Below are 17998 nucleotides of genomic sequence, written 5' to 3' on the forward strand. Positions count from 1 at the left end.
GAGCCCGCGATCTCGACGGCGTCGCCGCGCGGCCCGCACGCGGCGGCGCCCGCGCGGCCGTCGCGCCTGGCGCCGTGGCTCGCGGCGGCGCGTCCGCGCACGCTGCCGGCGGCGATCGTGCCGGTGGTCGTCGGGCTCGCGCTCGCCGCGCGTACGCACGCGCTCGACGTCGGGGTCGCCGGGGTGACGCTCGTCGCCGCGCTCCTGATTCAGGTCGGGACGAACCTGGCGAACGACTACTACGACTTCGTCGCGGGCGCCGACACGCACGAGCGTCTCGGCCCGCAGCGCATCACGCAAGCTGGCCTCGCCGCGCCGGCGACGGTGCGCGCGGCGGCCTTCGCCGTGCTCGCGGCGGCCGGGGTCGCGGGCGCGTACCTCGTCGCGATCGGCGGCTGGCCCATCCTGCTGATCGGCCTGGCGTCGCTCGTCGCCGCGGTCGCGTACACGGGCGGACCGTTCCCGCTCGCGTACCGCGGGCTCGGCGACCTCTTCGTCTTCGCGTTCTTCGGCATCGTCGCGGTCGCCGGGACCGTTTGGCTGCAGACGGGCGTACTCGGCGCGCCGGTGCTGGTGCTGTCGCTGCCGGTCGCGTGCCTCGCCACCGCGATCCTCGTCGTCAACAACCTGCGCGACATCGCGACCGACGCGCGCGCCGGCAAGCGGACGCTCGCGGTGCGGCTCGGCGCGTCGGCGACGCGGGCCGAGTACGCGCTGTTGGTGGCGGCGCCGTACGTCGTCGTCGGTGCGGTCGCGGCCACCACGGGGTCCGTCGGGCTGCTGCTGCCGTTCGCGACGGTGCCGCTCGCCGTCCGCGAGGTGCGGGCGCTTTTGCGGCGCGCCGGCGCCGAGCTGAACGCGAGCCTCGCGGGCACGGCGCGGCTCCACCTGCTCTTCGGCGTGCTGCTCGCCGCGGGCCTCCTCGCGTGAACGTCGCCGCCGCGCGCGTCGAGCCGTTCGTCCTGGCGCTCCGCCACCCGCTCGCGACGGCGCGTGGCGCGGTCGCGGAGCGGCGCGGCTTCCTGCTGCACGTCGTGAGCCGGGACGGCCTCGCCGGGTGCGGCGAGGCGAGCCCGGCGTACTGGCTCGGCGAGGGATCGCTCGCGGCCACGGCCGCCGGTCTCGAGCGCATCATGAAGCGCCTCCGTATGCGCCCGCCGCTCGCCGTGCTGCGGGACGCGTTCGACGCCGACGCGCTCGGCGTGCCGCCCGCGGCGGCGTGCGCGCTCGACGGCGCGCTCCTCGATCTCGAGGCGCGCGAACGCGGGACGGCGGTCGCGGCGCTCTTCGGCGCGGAGCCGTCGGCGACGGTCGCGGTCGGTGCGCTGGTGGGCGGGCCGACCGCGGAGGCGGCCGGAGACGAGGCCGCGGCGGCGGTGGCGGGCGGTTTCGGCACCGTGAAGCTCAAGGTCGGCGCCGCGGCGCTCGCCGACGACGTCGCGCGCGTCGCGGCGGTCCGGGCGCGCGTCGGCGCGGGGGTGCGTCTGCGGCTCGATGCCAACCGCGCCTGGACGATCGGCGAGGCGTCCCGCGCGCTCGCCGCCTTCGAGCCCTACGGCGTCGAGTACGTGGAGGAGCCGCTGCGCGAGTTCGATCCCATGGCGTTCGCCGCGCTGGCGGGCGCGACGCCGGTGCCGCTCGCGGTCGACGAGTCGCTGCGAGGCGCGGTCGACGTCGTGCGGCTCGCCGCGGCGGGGGCGCGCGTGCGCGTGGTGCTGAAGGCGGCACGCCTCGGCGGGCCGTCGCGCGTCATCGCCATCGCGGGCGACGCGACGCGCGCCGGGCTGCCGGTCGTCGTGACCGACGCCATCGAGAGTGGAGTCGGGATGCGCATCGCGGCGCACGTCGCGGCGGTGTGCGCGGCGCGCGGCGCCGTCCCCGCCGCGGTCGGCCTCGGCGGCGCGCAGCTCGCGCCGGCGGAAGAGGCGCTGCGCGTCCCCGCGCTCCGCGTCGACGGGCCGGGATTCGCCGTGACCCCCGCGGAGGCGGCCGGCGCCCCGTCCGAGGCGATGCGTGGGTGACCCGCCGGCGGACGTCGCGGCGCCCTGGCTCGTCGAGCGGGCGCGGCGCGATCCCGAGCGGCTCGCCCTGATCGTCGCGGGCGAGCACGTTACGTGGCGCGCGCTGGCGGCGCGGGTCGAGCATGCGGCGAGCGCGCTCGTCGGGCTCGCCGTCGGGCGCGGCGATCGGGTGGCGTTCGCGACGGCGGCGTCGCTTCCCGCCGTCGCCCTGGTCCACGCGGCGCAGCGGATCGGTGCGGTGCTCGTGCCGCTCAATACCCGGCTCGCGCCGCCCGAGATCGCGGCGATCGTGGCGCACGCGGAGCCGGCGGTCGTGGTGCACGACGCGGCGCACGCGGCCGCGGTCGCGGAGGTCGGCGCGCCGCGCGTCGACGCGGCGACGCTCGAGGCGGGCGGCGCTGGACCCGCGCCGCCGCCGGCGCCGTTCGACGCCGCGGCCGCCGCCACCATCGTCTACACCTCCGGGACCACCGGGCGGCCGAAGGGCGTCGTGCTGTCGCATGCCAATCACCGGGCGAGCGCGGCGGCATCGCGCGCCGGGCTCGGCGTGGAGCCCGCCGACCGCTGGCTCTGCTGCCTGCCGCTCTTCCACGTCGGCGGGCTCTCGATCGTGACACGGAGCGTGCTCGACGACGTGCCGGTGGTGCTGCACGACCGCTTCGACGCCCGCGCCGTGTGGCGCGCGGTCGCGGCCGAGCGCGTCACGCTGCTCTCGCTCGTGCCGACGATGCTGCGGCGGCTCCTCGCCGAGGTCGAGGCGATGCCGCGTGTCCACGCGCTCCGCTGCGTGCTCGTCGGCGGGGCGGCGCTCGACCCGGCGCTCGACGCGCGGGCGCGCGCCCGGGGCCTCCCGATCGGGGCGACCTACGGCCTCACCGAGGCGGCGTCGCAGGTCGCGACGGCCGGCGTCGACGACGCGCCCGGCGACGTCGGCCGCCCGCTCGCCGGCACGCGCGTGCGCATCGTCGACGCCGGCGCCGACGGCTGCGGCGAGATCCTGGTGGCGGGTCCGACGGTGATGGCCGGCTATTTCCGAGATCCGGAGGCGACGGCGGCCGCGCTCCGCGACGGGTGGCTCCATACCGGCGACGTCGGCCGCCTCGACGGCGATGGTCGGCTGCGCCTGCTCGACCGTCGCATCGACCTCGTGGTGAGCGGCGGCGAGAACGTCTATCCGAGCGAGGTCGAGGCGGTCCTGCTCGCCCATCCGGCGGTCGCGGAGGCGGCGGTGTACGGCGTCGACGACGCGGAGTGGGGCCGGCGCGTCGAGGCGGCGGTCGTGCCGCGCGCGGGCGCCGCGATCGACGAGTCGGCGCTCCGCGCCTGGTGCCGCGCGCGTCTCGCCGGCTACAAGACGCCGCGCGCGATCGTCGCGGTGACGAGTCTGCCGCGAACGGCGTCCGGGAAGCTCCGCCGTCACGCGCTCGCCGCCGCCGCGGGCGCGGCGCGCTGACGCCGCATCCGAATCACGGTTCGCAGACTTGGGAATCGCCGTCATCGGGCTGTGGCGGCGACGGGAAGGACGCGGGGAGGTCGGCGCCGTCGCGCGGCGCGCGCGGAGCGCCCGGCGCCTTCCGCCACATGGAGCGCCGAGATTGGAACGAAACGTGCTTTCCATGCGGCCATGACGATCGATCCGGCGACGGGCGCGCGGGCGCTTCTTGGAGGCGCTGCCATCGGCGCGAGCGCGATCGCGTTCCTGGCGGCGGCCGGCCGGATCGCCGGGGTGAGCGGCATCGTCGGCGGCCTGCTCGCGCGGCCGAGCGCCGAGAGCGTGTGGCGCGCGGCGTTCGTGGCGGGGCTCCTCGTCGGCGGGGCGATCGTGCGTGGGATCTTCGCCGATCCGTTCCGGGGGCTCGCGGCGACGCCCTTCGCCGTGCTCGTGCCCGCCGGGTTGCTCGTCGGTTTCGGGGCGAGCCTCGGCAGCGGCTGCACGAGCGGTCACGGCGTCTGCGGCGTGAGCCGCGCGTCGCCGCGCTCGATCGTCGCCACGATCACCTTCATGCTGGCGGCCGCGGCGACGGTGTACCTGGCGCGCCATGCGTTCGGGGGGTTCCGGTGACCGGCATCGCCGCGTTTTTCGTGGGGCTCGCGTTCGCGCTCGGGCTCGGGCTCGGAGGCATGACGCAGCCGGCGCGCGTTCTCGGATTCCTCGACGTCGCGGGCGACTGGGATCCGAGTCTGGCCCTCGTCATGGCGGGCGCGATCGGTGTGTACGGCACGGCCTTCCCGTTCGTGCTGCGGCGCCGGCGTCCCCTCCTCGCCGCGGCGTTCCAGGTGCCGACGCGGCGCGACGTCGACGGGCGTCTCGTCACCGGCGCGCTGGTCTTCGGCGTCGGCTGGGGGCTCGCCGGCCTCTGCCCCGGGCCCGCGCTCGCCGCGCTCGCGAGCGGCGACCTCCGTGCCGTGATCTTCGTGGCCGCGATGCTGAGCGGCATGGCCGCGCACCGCCTCGCGGAGCACCGCGCCGCGGCCGCCGCGGCACGTACGCACGCGCCGAGCGCCGGCGCGGGTGTCGGGAGGTCTCATGACGCGTAAGCGGGTGCTGATCGTCGGCGGCGTCGCCGGCGGGGCGTCGTGCGCGGCGCGCCTGCGCCGCCTCGACGAGGATGCGGAGATCGTGCTCTTCGACCGGGGTCCGCACGTCTCCTTCGCCAACTGCGGTCTGCCGTACTTCGTCGGCAACGTCATCGCCGACGAGCGGAAGCTGCTGGTCGCGTCGGCGCAGCTCTTCCAGGAGCGCTTCGCGATCGCGGTTCGCACGCGCCATGAGGTGCTCGCGATCGACCGCGGGCGCCGCACGATCCGCGTACGCGACCTCGACGCAGCCGGCGGGCCGCGCGAGCGCGACGAGCCCTACGACGCGCTCGTGCTCGCACCCGGGGCGGCGCCGATCCGTCCGCCGCTCGCGGGCATCGACCTCCCGGGCATCTTCGCGGTCCGCACGATCCCCGACAGCGTGCGCATCCGGCGCTGGATCGACGAGCGCAAGCCGTCGCGCGCGCTCGTGGTCGGCGGTGGCTTCATCGGCCTCGAAATGGCCGAGAACCTCGCGGGCCGGGGGCTCCGGACGACGGTGCTCGAGAAGCTGCCGCAGGTGATGCCGCCGCTCGATCCCGAGATGGCGCACGGGGTCGCCGAGCACCTCCGGAGCCAGGGCGTCGATCTCCGCCTCGGCGACGGGCTCGCGCGCTTCGAGCGCGGCGGCGGAGACGAGATCGTCGCGATGACCGAGGGCGGGGCGCGGATCGCGAGCGACCTCGTCATCCTCGCGATCGGGGTGCGGCCCGAGACGGGCCTCGCGACGGGCGCGGGCCTGGCGGTCGGGCCGCGCGGCGGCATCGTGGTCGACGCGGAGATGCGGACGGCGGATCCCGCCGTCTGGGCGGTCGGCGACGCGGTGGAGGTGCGCGACGTCGTGACCGGCCAGGAGGCCATCGTCCCGCTCGCCGGACCCGCGAACCGGCAGGGACGAATCGCCGCGGAGTCGATCTGCGGACGCGCCCGCGGTTTCCGCGGCGTGCAGGCGACGGCCGTGGTCGGCGTGTTCGGCCTCACCGTCGCGTGCACCGGCGCGAGCGAGAAGGGCCTCGCGCGCGCCGGCGTCGCCGGTTTCGCGAAGGTGTACCTGCATCCCGGGCATCACGCCGCGTATTATCCGGGCGCGAAGCCGATCCAGCTGAAGCTCCTCTTTTCGGTGCCCGATGGACGCCTGCTCGGAGCGCAGGCCGTCGGCGTCGAGGGCGTGGAGAAGCGCATCGACGTGATCGCGACGACGATCCAGATGGGCGGGACCGTCCACGATCTCGCGGAGGCCGAGCTCTGCTACGCGCCGCAGTTCGGTGGCGCGAAGGATCCGGTGAACCTCGCCGGTATGATCGCGACGAACCACCTCGCCGGCCTGATGCCGCTCGCCGACTGGCTGGCGCTCGACCGCACCGGCGCCGTGCTCCTCGATGTACGCGATGCCGACGAGTACGCCGCCGGGCACGTGCCGGGCGCGGTGCACATCCCGCTCTCCGAGCTGCGGCGGCGCTACGGCGAGCTCCCGGCCGGCCGTCCGGTCGCGGTCTACTGCGGTGTCGGCCAGCGCGCGTACTACGCGACGCGCTTCCTATTGCAACGCGGGTACGAGGCGGCCAATCTGTCCGGCGGGTACGCGACCTATCTCGCGCTGCACGCGGTCGGGCTGGCCCCGTAGGCGCGACGTCACCAAAAGGAGGACTGCGATGCTGATTCGAGTGCTTTCGGCCGGGGTGCTGATGGCGACCCTGGTGCTTCCGACCGGACGGACCGCCCTCGGCGCGATGGACGTCACCGAAGCGTTGCAGCGCATGCGCCAGGCGAGCTTCGCGGGCAAGGACCTGCGCGCCCAGTTCACCTTCGACATCGTGAACGCGAAAGGGGAGAGCGTGCGCTGGGCGGGGCACTACTTCCGCCGCAATGCGCCCGACGCGCGGATTCGGCTGTCGTTCGACGCGCCGGCCGACCTCCACGGCACCGAGGTGCGCGTCGTCGGCGGCGCGAAGGGCGAGAGCCGCGTCAGCGTCTACATGCCGGGTCTGCGGCGCGTGCGCGAGATCAACGGCGACATGCGCGGCGAGAGTTTCTTCGGCACCGACTTCAACTACGAGGACCTCGGCCTGCAACCGCTCGAGTTCCAACAGCACACGCTCACGGAGGCCAAGGACCCCGAGGGGCGCGACTGCTACCGGATCGAGTCGACACCGCAGCACGGCTGGTGGTACGGCCGCATCGTCCGCTTCCTCGATCGCGCGAGCTTCCTGCCGCTGCGTACCGAGTATTACGACCGCGCGGGCGTGCTCTGGAAGGTGCGGACGCTCGGGAAGATCCAGACGATCGCGTCTCACCCGACCGCGACCGAGATCACGATGGAGACCGTGCCGACCAAGACGTCGACCCGCATCACGCTCTCCGAGGTCGCCTACGACAAGGGGCTCGACGACTCGGTGTTTCCGGAGCTGTGACGACGGCGCGGCGGTGCTTCTTGACCGCTCACCGTCGGGTCAGGGGCGTCGCCGCCGCGTCCAATAGCGCCGCACCGCCCAGGGCCGCATGTCGGCGGTCGCCGGTCGGCTGCCGACGGCGGCGAGCCACCGTCGGGTCGCCGCGTTCGCCTCGTCCCAGACGGCCTGCGGCTCGGCGTCCGCCGCGAAGGCGCGCGTCTCGAGGCGATCGCGCTCGTCGAGGAACGTCGCCAGGCGCTCCGGATCCCGCATGACCAGGCGGTGGAGGCGCTCGTGCGTCCACCAGAGGCTGTCGTCGGGCTCGAGGCCCGGGATCGGGCCGATCGCGAGGGGGGTCGTCACCGTGAAGGGCTTGAACACCGCGAGGCAGGGTGCGCTCGTGGCGGTGGCCCAGCACCGCACGGCGCCGTTCGCGAGGTCGACCGCCAGCGAAGCTGTCGTCTGCGAGCCGATGACGAGCCCGCCCGCGTGCATGCACGGCGCACGCATCGCCCCGCGGTGCCACTCGTACGCCGGCCAGCGCGATGCGCCGTGGTCGCGGAGCGTCCGGGCGAGGTCGGCGGGGCTCGTCGCCCGCGCGGCGCCGGCCTCGGTGCGGGGGCGCCGGAACCGGCAACCCGTCAGCGCCGTCTTCACGACCTCGCCATGACGCTCGGCGAAGCCCGGGATCGTGAGCCCGTTCGAGATCGAGCGGGCACCCTCGACGCGCTCGACCGCGGTGTCGCGCCCCGCGGTCTCGAGCACGAAGGCCCCCGCGGGATCGGCGATCATGAAGCTCGAGAAGTAGCGCAGGCCGGCCTGCTCGTACCCGCAGCGTCCGCCCTGACCGTGCCGCGCGTGCAGCGCGGTGACGACATCGACGGCCTCCGCCGCGGAGGCCGCGCGCTCGAGCGCGAGCCGCAGGAGATCCATGCCGGTGAGCCCGCCCTCGCGCGGTACGGCCTCCTTGGTGAAGACGGCCTCGTTGCCGATGACGACGCCGTGCTCGTTGACGCCCATCTCGCCGCCCCACATCCACACCGGACGCGACAGCACGAGCGCGTGCGTGCGCGCCACCTGGGGGATGGCGATGTGCGTACACCTGACCTCGCCCGTGAGGCCGGCGCGGCGCGGGAGCCATTCGAGTGCCTGCGGCTCGTCGGACTCGCGGTCGGAGTTCTTCGCGAAGAGGACACGGCCGGGCGCGACCCGGACGAGGGTGTCACACATCGTCCGGGGCTCTCCGGCATCCGCGGATGCGCGCGGTCCGCGGTTCCCTTCCGCCGTCGTGTCGCTGGTCGAACACTCGCACCGAGCCCCTTATGCGTCGCGCCGACCTCGAACAAGAGGCCGGGATTCTCCGCTGGACGGTGCGCTCCGGATGCGCGATGGCTTCGATTTCCACATCCGGACGCGCAGGAAGGAGGCGACATGGACAGGTTGGACGGCCTCGAAGCGAGCGGTCCCGCCGGGGAGAGGCACGGCACGGGACGACGGGCCGACGCCCGCGGTCGCGGCGCGTGAGCGACGGGCCGCCCCAGGAGGTCTGTCGCCGGCTCGCCGCCGCGCTTCTCGGCGCCGCCGATCTCACCGGACTCGACGTCGCGCGCGCGGGCGGGGTCGATCTCGACGACCTCCATCGCCTGTGGCGGGCGCTCGGTTTTCCGCCCGTCGCCGCCGACGACCGGCGCTTTACCCGCGCCGACGTGGAGATGGTGCGGGCGCTGAGGGTCCTCGTCGACGAGCAGCGCGCCGACCCGAGCGACGTGCTGCAGCTGACGCGCGTGGTGGGACACGCGATGGCGCGGGTCGGCGATGCCCAGGTCACCGCCATCGCGGAACGCCTGCGCGCGCGCCGCGAGGACGCCGCGACCGACGCCTCCGCGGGGGAGCTGGCGGCCAGGATCGGCGAGCTGGCGCCGACGCTGGAACGGCTGCTCGGCCACGTGTGGCGGCGTCATCTCGTCGCGGCGCTGTTGCGGGTCGCCGCGACCCCGCTCGCGGCCGACCGCAGCGCGATCGTCGGGTTCGCCGACTTGGTGGATTTCACCGCGACGAGCCGCGCGCTCGACGGCCGCGAGATCACGGCGATCGTCGACCGCTTCGAGGCGGTCGCCTACGAGCACGTCCTCGCGCACGGCGGGCGCATCGTGAAGACGATCGGTGACGAGGTGATGTTCAGCGTCGACGAGACGGCGGGTGCCGCCGCGATCGCCCTGGCGCTCGTCGACGCCCATACCCGCGACCCGCGGCTGCCGCTCGTCCGCGTCGGCATCGCGGGCGGGCCGATCGTCGCATGGCAAGGCGACCTCTTCGGGACGACCGTGAACCTCGCGAGCCGGCTCGCCGACTTCGCGCGGCCCGGGACGGTCGTGGTCTCGGACGAGGTCGGCGAAGCGTTGCGCGGCAGTCCGGAGCTCGCGCTGCGTCATCTGCGCGCCGTCACGCTGAAGGGCATCGGCCGCGCGCGCACCTGGGTGGTCCGCCGCGCCGGGTGAGCCGCCGGGCGTGGAGTCAGGCCGCGGGGCGCGGCACGCGGCGGATCAGCGGACAGGTGACGAGGATCGTGGTGCCGCGTCCGGGGGCGGAGACCACCTGCATCCGGCCACCGATCGCGAGCGCCCGCTCCTCCATGCTGACGAGCCCGAGGGCGTCGCGTTGGCGCGTTTGCGGTTCGAAGCCTCCGCCGTCGTCACGGATCTCGACCGTCAGAACGCCCTCGGCCGCGGCGAGCGTGACCACGATCTCGTGGGCGTTCGCGTGGCGGAGCGCGTTCGTGATGGCCTCCTGGACGATGCGGTAGACCGCCACCTCGACGTCGTCGCCGAGGCGTGGGATCGGCGTCGGGACGCGGGTCGTGACGGGCGTGGTCGTCGACATGCCGGCGGCGAGCGACCGCACGCTGTCCTCGAGCCCGAGATCGTGCAGCAACATCGGACGGAGCTCGCGAGCAAGGAGGCGGAGGTGCTCGCCGAGCTCGTTGAGCTGCCGGCCGACGCGCGCCAGCTTCTGGCTCGCCTCGGGATCGGTGGCGTGCAGGCGCTCGCGCACCGACTCCACCATGATGCCGGTGCCGACGAGCTCCTGGCAGACGTCGTCGTGCAGGTCGAAGCCGAGGCGGCGTCGCTCCTCCTCGCGCACCCGCACCTGGCGTTGCGCGAGGAGGCGGAGCTGCTCCTTCCGCTGCTGGAGCTCGTCGAGCGATGCGCGCAGCGCCTCCTCCGCGTTGCGCCGCTCGGTGATGTCGAATGCCGTCAAGAGCAGCGCCGGGCGGCCTTCGTGCTCGATCATGCCGATCGTGAGATCGACCCAGCGGTAGCCGCCCTGCTTCGTCCGTAGCCGGTACTCGACGCGCGCCGGCGGCGGCTCGTCGCGGACCCGCGCCCCGCTCGTCACGAGCGCCGCCCGGTCGTCCGGGTGCAGGAGCGTGCCGGCCGTCAGGTTGCCGAGCTCCTCCCGGTCGAAGCTCGTGAGCGTGGTGACGGCGGCATTGGCGTAGCGGATCACTCCGTCCTGCACGATCACCACGCCCGCCGGCATCGACTCCGTGAAGGTGCGGAACATGTGCTCGCTGGCGCGGAGCGCCTCCTCGGCGCGCCAGCGCTCGGTCACGTCCTCGGCTTGCCCGAGCATGTGCGACGGCACGCCGTCGCTGTCGCGCACGAGCGTGCGCGTCACGCGGGCGAAGACGACGTGGCCGTCGCGGTGGCGGAGATGGAGGACGCTTTCGAGGGCGTCGACTTCGCCGCTCAGGAGGCGGCGGCGCTCGACGCGCGCCATCTCGAGGCCGTCCGGGTGGATCAGCGCGTCGACGGGCGTGCCGACGAGCTCGGCGGCGCCGCGGCCCTGCATGCGCTCGAAGGCGGCATTCACCTGCAGGATCCCGCCGTCGAGACCGACCATGATCATGCCGATCGGCGCCTGGTAGAAGGCGATGCGAAAGCGCTCCTCGCTCTCGAGGAGGGCCTGGCGCGACTCGGCGAGCGCGTGTTCCGCCGCTTCCTCCTGTTCGCGGCGTGCGATCCGGATGCGGAGATCGTGGGCGACGCGTGCCGCAAGCGCGACGCCGAGCGCCGCGCAGCCGAAGAAGATCACCGCGAGATCGCGGAGCACGGCCGGGTCGGGCGTTGTGATCGACATCCACGCACTCGCCGGAAGGAAGATTGCCGCCAGGAGCGCGAGCTCGACCTGCCAGCTCCACCCGAAGAAGATAGGCGTCATGAGCACGAGCACCGGCAACACGACGCTCGCCACGAGGACGGGCGCCAGCGTCAGGCTCGCGGCGACGGTCCAGACGAGCCCGAGCAGCGCGAGGACGCCGAGCGTGATCACCCGGACCGGCAGCGGATCCGAGATCCGTGCCACCACGGGCAGGGCCGGGAGCACGATCGCGAGCTCGGCGATCGCGATCGCGAGGACGGCACCGCCCGTGAGGATCCCGGTTGCGTCGCGGGTCAGCTCGTAGGACCAGAGGAGGCTCGTCGCGAGCCAGACGACCGCGAACAACGGCAACCGCGCGTGGATGAGATCGCGTTCGGCGAGGCGGACACGGTCCGGACTGGGGCGGGGGAGCGAGCCCACCACCGCGCCATGGCACACTCCCCGCGCCCCGATCAATGACCGCGCGCGCGTTGACGCCTCGGCCCGGGGAGGGCGAGGAGACGGCCATGCCAGACGACGACGCGATCGTCATCGGATCCTGGTATCCGAGAGCCCCGTGGCGGCGCCGGGCGGCGAGTGCTGGTCCTGGAGGCTACGGTAGCGTCACCGTCGACGGTACGCAGAGGTCGCGGGGGCCGAAGAAGTCGTAGGCGTCCGGTCCGAACTGGTTCAGCGTGAACAGCCCGGGACGGACGGCCGGGGGCAGGCCGGTCACCTTGTAGCACATGAGCGCCGTGCCGGGATCGACGAGAGGGCCTTCGTCGTTCTTCACGGCGGGCAGGCAGAGGTGCAGGGGCTGCTTGACGTCGACGACGATCGTCCCGAACTGGTCGGTCACCACGAGCCCCGGGACCTTCGTCTTCGCGCCGGCGACCTTGTAGCACTTGTAGTGATCGACCGGACGCGTGAGCGGCGCCGCCGGGTCGGTGAGGCTCTTCGCCGTCGGCACCAGCAGGCGATCCGGTTTCGTGAGCGCCATGCCGTACGAGCCGAACTGGTTGTCGACGGTCACGCCCTTCACCTTGGTGAAGGGCGTCGTCTGTTTGAGCGTGTAGTAGGTGAAGTGCTCCGGATCGAGCGGCGCGGTCGGATCCTCGCCGTTCTTGTCCGCCGGCGCGCAGATCCGCTTGGCGCGCTTGATCGTGACGATGCTCGGACCGAGCGCGTCCACGAGCGACACGCCGGCGCGGTCGAAAGCCGGGCGGTGGATCTCGTAGCACTGGAAGTGTCCGAGGCCGTCGGACCAGTTGCCGAAGTCGTTGCCCGGATTCGCGCTGCCGCTGGTGAGCATCTCTTCGTGATAGCAGCCGAACGCGTCGGCGACGGCCGGGAACGAGCAGGTCCACCCGGATTGCTGCACCTCGCGTACTCTCCACGTTCCGGGGAGGATGCCGGTGATCGCGTAGGCGCCGGTCGCGTCGGTGATTCCGAACGGCTCCTCCGGACCGAGCGCGCCGTCGCCGTCGTAGTCGACGTAGATCGTCCAGCCGGCGAGACCCGGCTCGCTCGCGTCGCGGACGCCGTCGCGATCGGCGTCCGAGAACTTGGTCCCCGACTTGGTCGCCCCGCGCCAGTTGCCGAAATCGTTGTTCGGGTACGCGGTGCCGGTGACGAAGGTCTCCTCGTGGTGGCAGCCGAAGGCGTCCGCGGTCGCCGGAAACGAGCACGTCCACCCGGGCTGGCCCACCTCGCGCACCTTCCATGTCCCGGCCGCGATGTTCACGATCGTGTACGAGCCGCCGGCGTCGGTCACGCCGAACGGCTCGCCGGGGTCGCGCCCGCCGTCGTCGTCGTAGTCGACGTAGATGGTCCACCCTGCGAGGCCCGGTTCGCCGGCCTCGCGCGGGCTGCCGTCGGCGTCGAGATCCTCGAACTTGGTGCCGGTCTTGCTGATGCCGGTCCAGTTGGCGAAGTCGAAGCCGCTCTGGACCTCGCCGTCCCCGATGGTGAGCGCCCAGGAGCAGGTGACGGGGAACGAGCATACCAGGCCCGGGTCGTCGAGCTCGCGCAGCCTCCACGTGCCCGCGGCGACGTCGTCGATTTCGTAGTGGCCGCTCGCGTCGCTCGTGCCGAACGGCTCGCCGGGGTCGAGCACGCCGTCGTCGTCGTAGTCGACGTAGAACGTCACCCCGGCGAGGCCGCTCTCGCCGGGATCGATCGCGCCGTCGGCGTCGGCGTCGAGGTACTTGGTGCCGCGCAGCGACGCGCCGGCGCGATAGGTGACGTTGATGTTGGTGTCGTTGCGGATGACGTCCGCCCAGACGCGGCCGAAGATGTTGGTGCAGTCGCCGAGGTTGACGCGGCCGTTGGGAACGAAGAACTGTCCGTGCACGGCGATCGTCTCGGCGCAGGTCGGGTCGGTGTTGTAGCCGAGCGTGAACGAGAAAATGGAGGGGCCGAGGCCGTCGGAGCGGACGTAGAAGCGCGCCAGGTCGGAGCCCTGGATCGTGAGGTCGTTGTTGCTGCGGAAGTCGACGGCGATCCGGACCTCCGTGCCGGCTGTCGTGTTGATCGTGACGTTCCGGCCGGTCTGGAGCGAGTGCAAGTTGTAGACGCCGGCGGCGAGGTTCAGGATGCCGTCGTCGTTGATGTCGACGTCGCCGTAGTCGCCCGGCGCGAGGTTCAGCAGGAACCCGGCGGGCAGCTGCACGTCGGCGAGCGCGTTCAACGCCGCCTCCGACGGGAAGCTCGGCAGCACCGGCTGGTACGGACCGCCCGGATGGGTGAACGCGACGAAGCTCGGCAGGCCCGTGTCGATGATGGGAGGCGCGAAACAGATCGGTCCGGCATTCCGCACGGAGGACGGCGTGAAGTCATTGTTGTCGATGACGTTGGTGAACAGGTCCCAGACGCTCGTTGGCATGAGCGGATGACCGGGCCCGAGCGTCACGCGGTCGGCGACGGCGGCCTTGCCGTCCGAGAGGTACACGCCGTAGTTCGTCCCGAGCGTGGCGTTCGGATCGCCGACGGTCGCGATCCCGTTCGATCCTAGATGGCCGCCGGTGAAGAGCCCGCGTCCGGGGACCGCCGCAGTTCCGCCTTTCACGTAGAGGTCCGTGTAGGCGAAAAGCAGGTAGCCGTTGACGTCGCGTGGCGGCTCCGGCCCCGCGACACACGGTGGCGGCGTCGCGTGAGCGCGCTCCGCCGCGCCGACCAAGACGAGCGCCGTCATCACCGCGCGCCAGCGCCGCATCCCGATCGTTACGCGAAGGCGACTCGTGATCCGCATGCATCGACTCCAGGCGCGTGAGCTCTCGCGCCGCTGCGAGGACCGCGCACGGTCCGTGAAAGGGGCCAACCGGTCAGCACAGTCATGACCCGGCCGGCGCAGGTGTCAAGCGATTCGTCAGGGCACGCCAGAAAAATCTGCTCCACTTTGGCATGGGCGGGCGCGGCGCCGCGCCCGCATCACGCCCGCGCCCCTGTGGCACCGGCGACGCGAAGGGAGTATGGACGCCTCCATGCGAGAACGTATCGCCCTGAGCCGGTGCTTGGACGTGCGTGACGGGTGCCTCTTCGTCGAAGACCTGTCCGCGGTCGATCTGGTGGAGCGATTCGGCTCCCCGCTGTTCGTGCTCTCGGAGGCCCAGCTCCGCAGCAACTATCGCCGGTATCACGATGCGCTCGCCGCCGGCTGGCCCGACGGTCCCGTCGACGTGCTGCCAGCGTTCAAGGCCAATCTCTCCCTCGCGGCGCGGCGCATCCTGAGCGACGAGGGGGCCGGCGCCGACGTCTATTCTCCCGGGGAGCTCGCCGGCGTGCTGACGACCGGGGTGGATCCCGAGCGCGTATCCGTCAACGGCGGCGGCAAGACCCGCGAGCACCTGGCCAAGTGCATCGAGGCGGGCGTCCGCATCACCGTCGAAGATCTCGACGAGATCGACGCCATCGAGGAGCTGGCGGCGGCCGCGGGCAGGCGTGCCCGCATCCGCCTGCGTGTGAAGCCGCCGCTCCCGACGCTCTGGAAGCCGACCGACTTCGCCCGCCTGCTGATTCCCATCGACATCGGATTCCAGGTCTACAAGTCGGGGATCCCGCGCGAGTATCTCGTCGCGCTCGGACGACGCGCACTGACGCTGCCGCACGTCGAGCTCGTCGGCCTCCACCTTCATGCCGGACGTCACGACGCGAGCCTGTGGTACTGGCGCGGACTGATGCGGCACTACGCGGATCTGGTCGCGGATCTTTGCCAGGCGTGGGACGGCTGGCTCCCCTCGGAGCTCGACGTCGGCGGCGGGATGGCGGGGCCGCGGGACCCGCACTCGCGTATGCTCGAACGCAGTGAGTTCGTGGCCTCGCTCGTCGGCTTCCCCGTGCTGACGGCGCTTCGTGCTCTCGGCACGGCGACCTATCACGCGGCGCTGTCACGTATCACCGGGGCGCTTCTGCACGAGCACGGGCCGCGACCGATAGCGCCGAGCATCGAGCAGTATGCGGCGACGATCACGGCGACGCTCCGAGAGCGGTTGCACGCCCGCGGCATTTCCACCGCCGGCATGCGCCTCCAGGCCGAGCCGGGACGCGGACTGTACGGCGATTGCGGGCTCCACCTCGCGCGGGTGAAAGTGGTGAAGCGCCAGACCGAGCCGATTCCGCTCGCCTGGGTGCTTACCGATACCACCGAGTTCTTTCTGGCGTGCGGCACGATGGAGGCCAATCGCTACGACGTCGTCGTGGCCGACGCGGTCGACGCTCCGCCCGTGATGACCGCCGAGATCGTGGGTCACTCGTGTGGTCCGGATCGCCTCGCTCCGAGCGCGCGCGTCCCCGCGCTCCACCCCGGCCAGGTGCTCGCGTTCCTGGATACCGGCGCTTATCAGGAGGCGTCGGCTTCCAATTTCAACGCCCTGCCTCGCCCGGCGACGGTGCTCGTCTCCGGCGGCACGGCCGAGGTGGTGAAGACGGCGGAAAGCATCGACGATGTCTTCGCGCGCGACGTCGTTCCCGAGCGCCTGGCGCTTCCCGGGCCCAGATCCGCGCGCTCCGCCTGACGCCCGTCGAGGTCCCCCGCGCGTGGGCTCGTTCGACGCTCTCGTGGTCATCGTGCAGCTCGTCGCGGCCGCTGGCATCGCCGGCTTCTGGCTGACGCTCGGGCGATCGCGCTTCGACGAACCATGGCGGCCACCCGGCTTCGCCGAGCATGAGCGGGCCTTCCCCCTTCCCGACCTCGTCGCGGCGGCGCTCCTCACCCTCTCCGCCGTCCTTGAGTCGTCCCACCCCGGCCACGGCCGCTCGCTCGCGCTGGTCGCGGCCGGCATGCTGATCTTTCTCGGCCTCATCGACTTCAACTACATGCGCCAGAACGATCTCTTCGCACGCGCTCACGACGGGCGGATGCACGCCGTGATCGTGGGCGTCATCCTTCTGGTCGCCGCGCTCATACTGCTGCGCCACCTGTAGACAAAATGTTTTCGAATCGAGCTTCCAAACGGTCGATCGACTTCTCCAAAGACCAATGCTCGAGCACGAACGGCCGGGTGCGTCGATGCAGCTCGCGCCAGGTGCTTTCGTCGCTCAAGAGATGCGCAACGGCGCTCGCCATTGCCGCGGACCCGGCATCGACGAGCGACCCGTTGATCCTGTGGGCAACGGTCTCGCGAACCCCGCCCTCGGCCACTGCGACCACGGGGCAGCCACAGGAATTGGCCTCGAGGGGAGCGAAACCGAAGGGCTCCAAGCGCGGGGCGTAAAGCAGCAGTTTGGCCCGGTTGTAGAGACTGACGATCTCGGCATCGCTCACTCTGATCCTGGCCTCAAAGGGGACTTCCAGACGCGACGCCAGCGCGTGGAGTTTCGACACGTAGTGCGCGTCACCCACATTGCCTACCCAGATCAATCGAGGGCGTGGCTGCGGGACCAGCGCGAGCGCCTCGATCACGAATTCGATGTTCTTCTCAGGCACGAAAGCGCCAACACCCAATACGAAGTTCTCTCGTGGCAGATCCATGTCAACGAAGAGGCCTGTATCCACTCCCAGGTAGCAGACGCTTGCATCGAGGCCATAGGCCCGCAGGACGCTCTCGCGGCTGAAGTATGAGTTGACCAGGATGGCGTCGAATGCCTCGGCGTTTCGCACTTCTTCGCGCGCTTGAATCCGAAGTCCGTGGACGTGCAATTGATTGGCAAGAAACCAACGCAGGTATCTTGGCGACCACCAATGTCGCCGCGGGGGCGGTAGAGCAAGCCAGGGAAGCGTCGGCATGGCTTCATACAGCCACCGATACGGCTCTTGCAGATACAGGATCTTCGGAATGGTGACGTAACGCCCGATTGGGGATGTACGAACATACGTGCAGGAATTGGCGAAGAGGATGTCGAATCCTCCTTGCTCGATCTGTTCACCGCACGAGCGGCAATGGTCGTTCAATGCTTTCAAGTTGGTGCACAATCTTCGATGAGAACGGATGCCTCCCTCGGCCCGAGAAGCAACCTGCCAGCCCAGTGGAACGACATGCTCTCGCGCCAGAGTGTTCAGCGGCAGGTACGAATGATCGGCCGTAGGCGGACTCCACACCTCCACGTGATGTCCGCGCTCCACAAGTCCCTTGGTATGATAATAGAGCGCCCGTTTGCCGCCGCCGCTCGGCAGGTTGTGCCAGATTGCGATTCTCACTCGTGTCCCCCGGATAGCTGTGGCAAACGGCTGTACAAACGCGAACGTCCGATTTTGGAGGTTATGTCGCCCAGGCGGTGCGAAAAGCCGGGTAGTGCCGCCTATCACCCTACGGGGCCGAGAAAGTCTGGCGGCAACTCCGCCGCGACGGGATCATCGTGGCGCGGTGCACCGTCGAGCGCCTGATGCGCCAGATGGGCCTGCGCGGCGCCACGCGCGGCCGCGCCTTCACGATC

14 protein-coding genes and 1 pseudogene are annotated in these 17998 nt (G+C 71.9%); 11 read left to right on the plus strand and 4 right to left on the minus strand.

Going from position 1 to position 17998, the window contains the following annotated elements; translation table 11 throughout:
- Window positions 1-9 precede the first annotated feature (9 nt).
- The 7 genes from IT293_17845 (at window position 10) to IT293_17875 (ending at window position 7009) form a co-directional block, all read left to right on the plus strand.
- Window positions 10-930, plus strand: coding sequence for a 1,4-dihydroxy-2-naphthoate polyprenyltransferase (locus tag IT293_17845; GenBank protein MCC6766528.1), 921 nt, complete (start codon window positions 10-12; stop codon window positions 928-930).
- Window positions 927-2021, plus strand: a complete 1095-nt coding sequence (gene menC, locus IT293_17850; protein ID MCC6766529.1) for an o-succinylbenzoate synthase — start codon at window positions 927-929, stop codon at window positions 2019-2021. The genes IT293_17845 and menC overlap by 4 nt, the downstream gene beginning before the upstream one ends.
- A complete protein-coding gene (menE, locus tag IT293_17855; protein ID MCC6766530.1) occupies window positions 2014-3474 on the plus strand; it encodes an o-succinylbenzoate--CoA ligase in 1461 nt (486 codons plus the stop codon). The genes menC and menE overlap by 8 nt, the downstream gene beginning before the upstream one ends.
- 171 nt (window positions 3475-3645) lie before the next feature.
- Window positions 3646-4083: a YeeE/YedE family protein gene (locus IT293_17860; protein ID MCC6766531.1), complete on the plus strand. Its 438-nt coding sequence runs from the start codon at window positions 3646-3648 to the stop codon at window positions 4081-4083.
- Window positions 4080-4559 (plus strand): YeeE/YedE family protein, encoded by a 480-nt coding sequence (locus IT293_17865; protein MCC6766532.1) that lies wholly within the window; start codon window positions 4080-4082, stop codon window positions 4557-4559. The genes IT293_17860 and IT293_17865 overlap by 4 nt, the downstream gene beginning before the upstream one ends.
- Window positions 4549-6222, plus strand: a complete 1674-nt coding sequence (locus IT293_17870) for an FAD-dependent oxidoreductase (protein ID MCC6766533.1) — start codon at window positions 4549-4551, stop codon at window positions 6220-6222. The genes IT293_17865 and IT293_17870 overlap by 11 nt, the downstream gene beginning before the upstream one ends.
- Window positions 6223-6250: 28 nt before the next feature.
- A complete protein-coding gene (locus IT293_17875; GenBank protein ID MCC6766534.1) occupies window positions 6251-7009 on the plus strand; it encodes an outer membrane lipoprotein-sorting protein in 759 nt (252 codons plus the stop codon).
- Between the two features lie 39 nt (window positions 7010-7048).
- On the opposite strand, the gene IT293_17880 is transcribed toward IT293_17875, so the two are convergent.
- On the minus strand, window positions 7049-8218 hold the full coding sequence (locus tag IT293_17880; protein MCC6766535.1) for a hypothetical protein: 1170 nt from the start codon (window positions 8216-8218) through the stop codon (window positions 7049-7051).
- A 290-nt stretch (window positions 8219-8508) separates the two neighbouring features.
- Here IT293_17880 and IT293_17885 point away from each other — a divergent pair, with 290 nt between their 5' ends.
- On the plus strand, window positions 8509-9486 hold the full coding sequence (locus tag IT293_17885; GenBank protein ID MCC6766536.1) for an adenylate/guanylate cyclase domain-containing protein: 978 nt from the start codon (window positions 8509-8511) through the stop codon (window positions 9484-9486).
- 16 nt (window positions 9487-9502) lie between these two features.
- Here IT293_17885 and IT293_17890 read toward each other — a convergent pair whose 3' ends face one another.
- Together IT293_17890 and IT293_17895 are read right to left on the minus strand one after the other, a co-directional pair.
- Window positions 9503-11569, minus strand: coding sequence for a PAS domain S-box protein (locus IT293_17890; GenBank protein ID MCC6766537.1), 2067 nt, complete (start codon window positions 11567-11569; stop codon window positions 9503-9505).
- Between the two features lie 172 nt (window positions 11570-11741).
- Window positions 11742-14378, minus strand: a complete 2637-nt coding sequence (locus IT293_17895; protein MCC6766538.1) for a hypothetical protein — start codon at window positions 14376-14378, stop codon at window positions 11742-11744.
- A 268-nt stretch (window positions 14379-14646) separates the two neighbouring features.
- On the opposite strand from IT293_17895, the gene IT293_17900 reads away from it, so the two are divergent.
- Window positions 14647-16140: an alanine racemase gene (locus IT293_17900; protein ID MCC6766539.1), complete on the plus strand. Its 1494-nt coding sequence runs from the start codon at window positions 14647-14649 to the stop codon at window positions 16138-16140.
- Between the two features lie 22 nt (window positions 16141-16162).
- Entirely contained in the window at window positions 16163-16549 is a 387-nt protein-coding gene (locus IT293_17905; GenBank protein MCC6766540.1) for a hypothetical protein, read from the plus strand.
- On the opposite strand, the gene IT293_17910 is transcribed toward IT293_17905, so the two are convergent.
- Window positions 16527-17762, minus strand: a complete 1236-nt coding sequence (locus tag IT293_17910) for a glycosyltransferase family 4 protein (protein ID MCC6766541.1) — start codon at window positions 17760-17762, stop codon at window positions 16527-16529. The genes IT293_17905 and IT293_17910 overlap by 23 nt on opposite strands.
- A gap of 110 nt (window positions 17763-17872) precedes the next feature.
- On the opposite strand from IT293_17910, the pseudogene IT293_17915 reads away from it, so the two are divergent.
- A pseudogene (locus IT293_17915) lies at window positions 17873-17998 on the plus strand (IS3 family transposase).

Source organism: Deltaproteobacteria bacterium, assembly GCA_020848745.1.
Classification (GTDB): Bacteria; Desulfobacterota; Binatia; order UTPRO1; family UTPRO1; genus UTPRO1.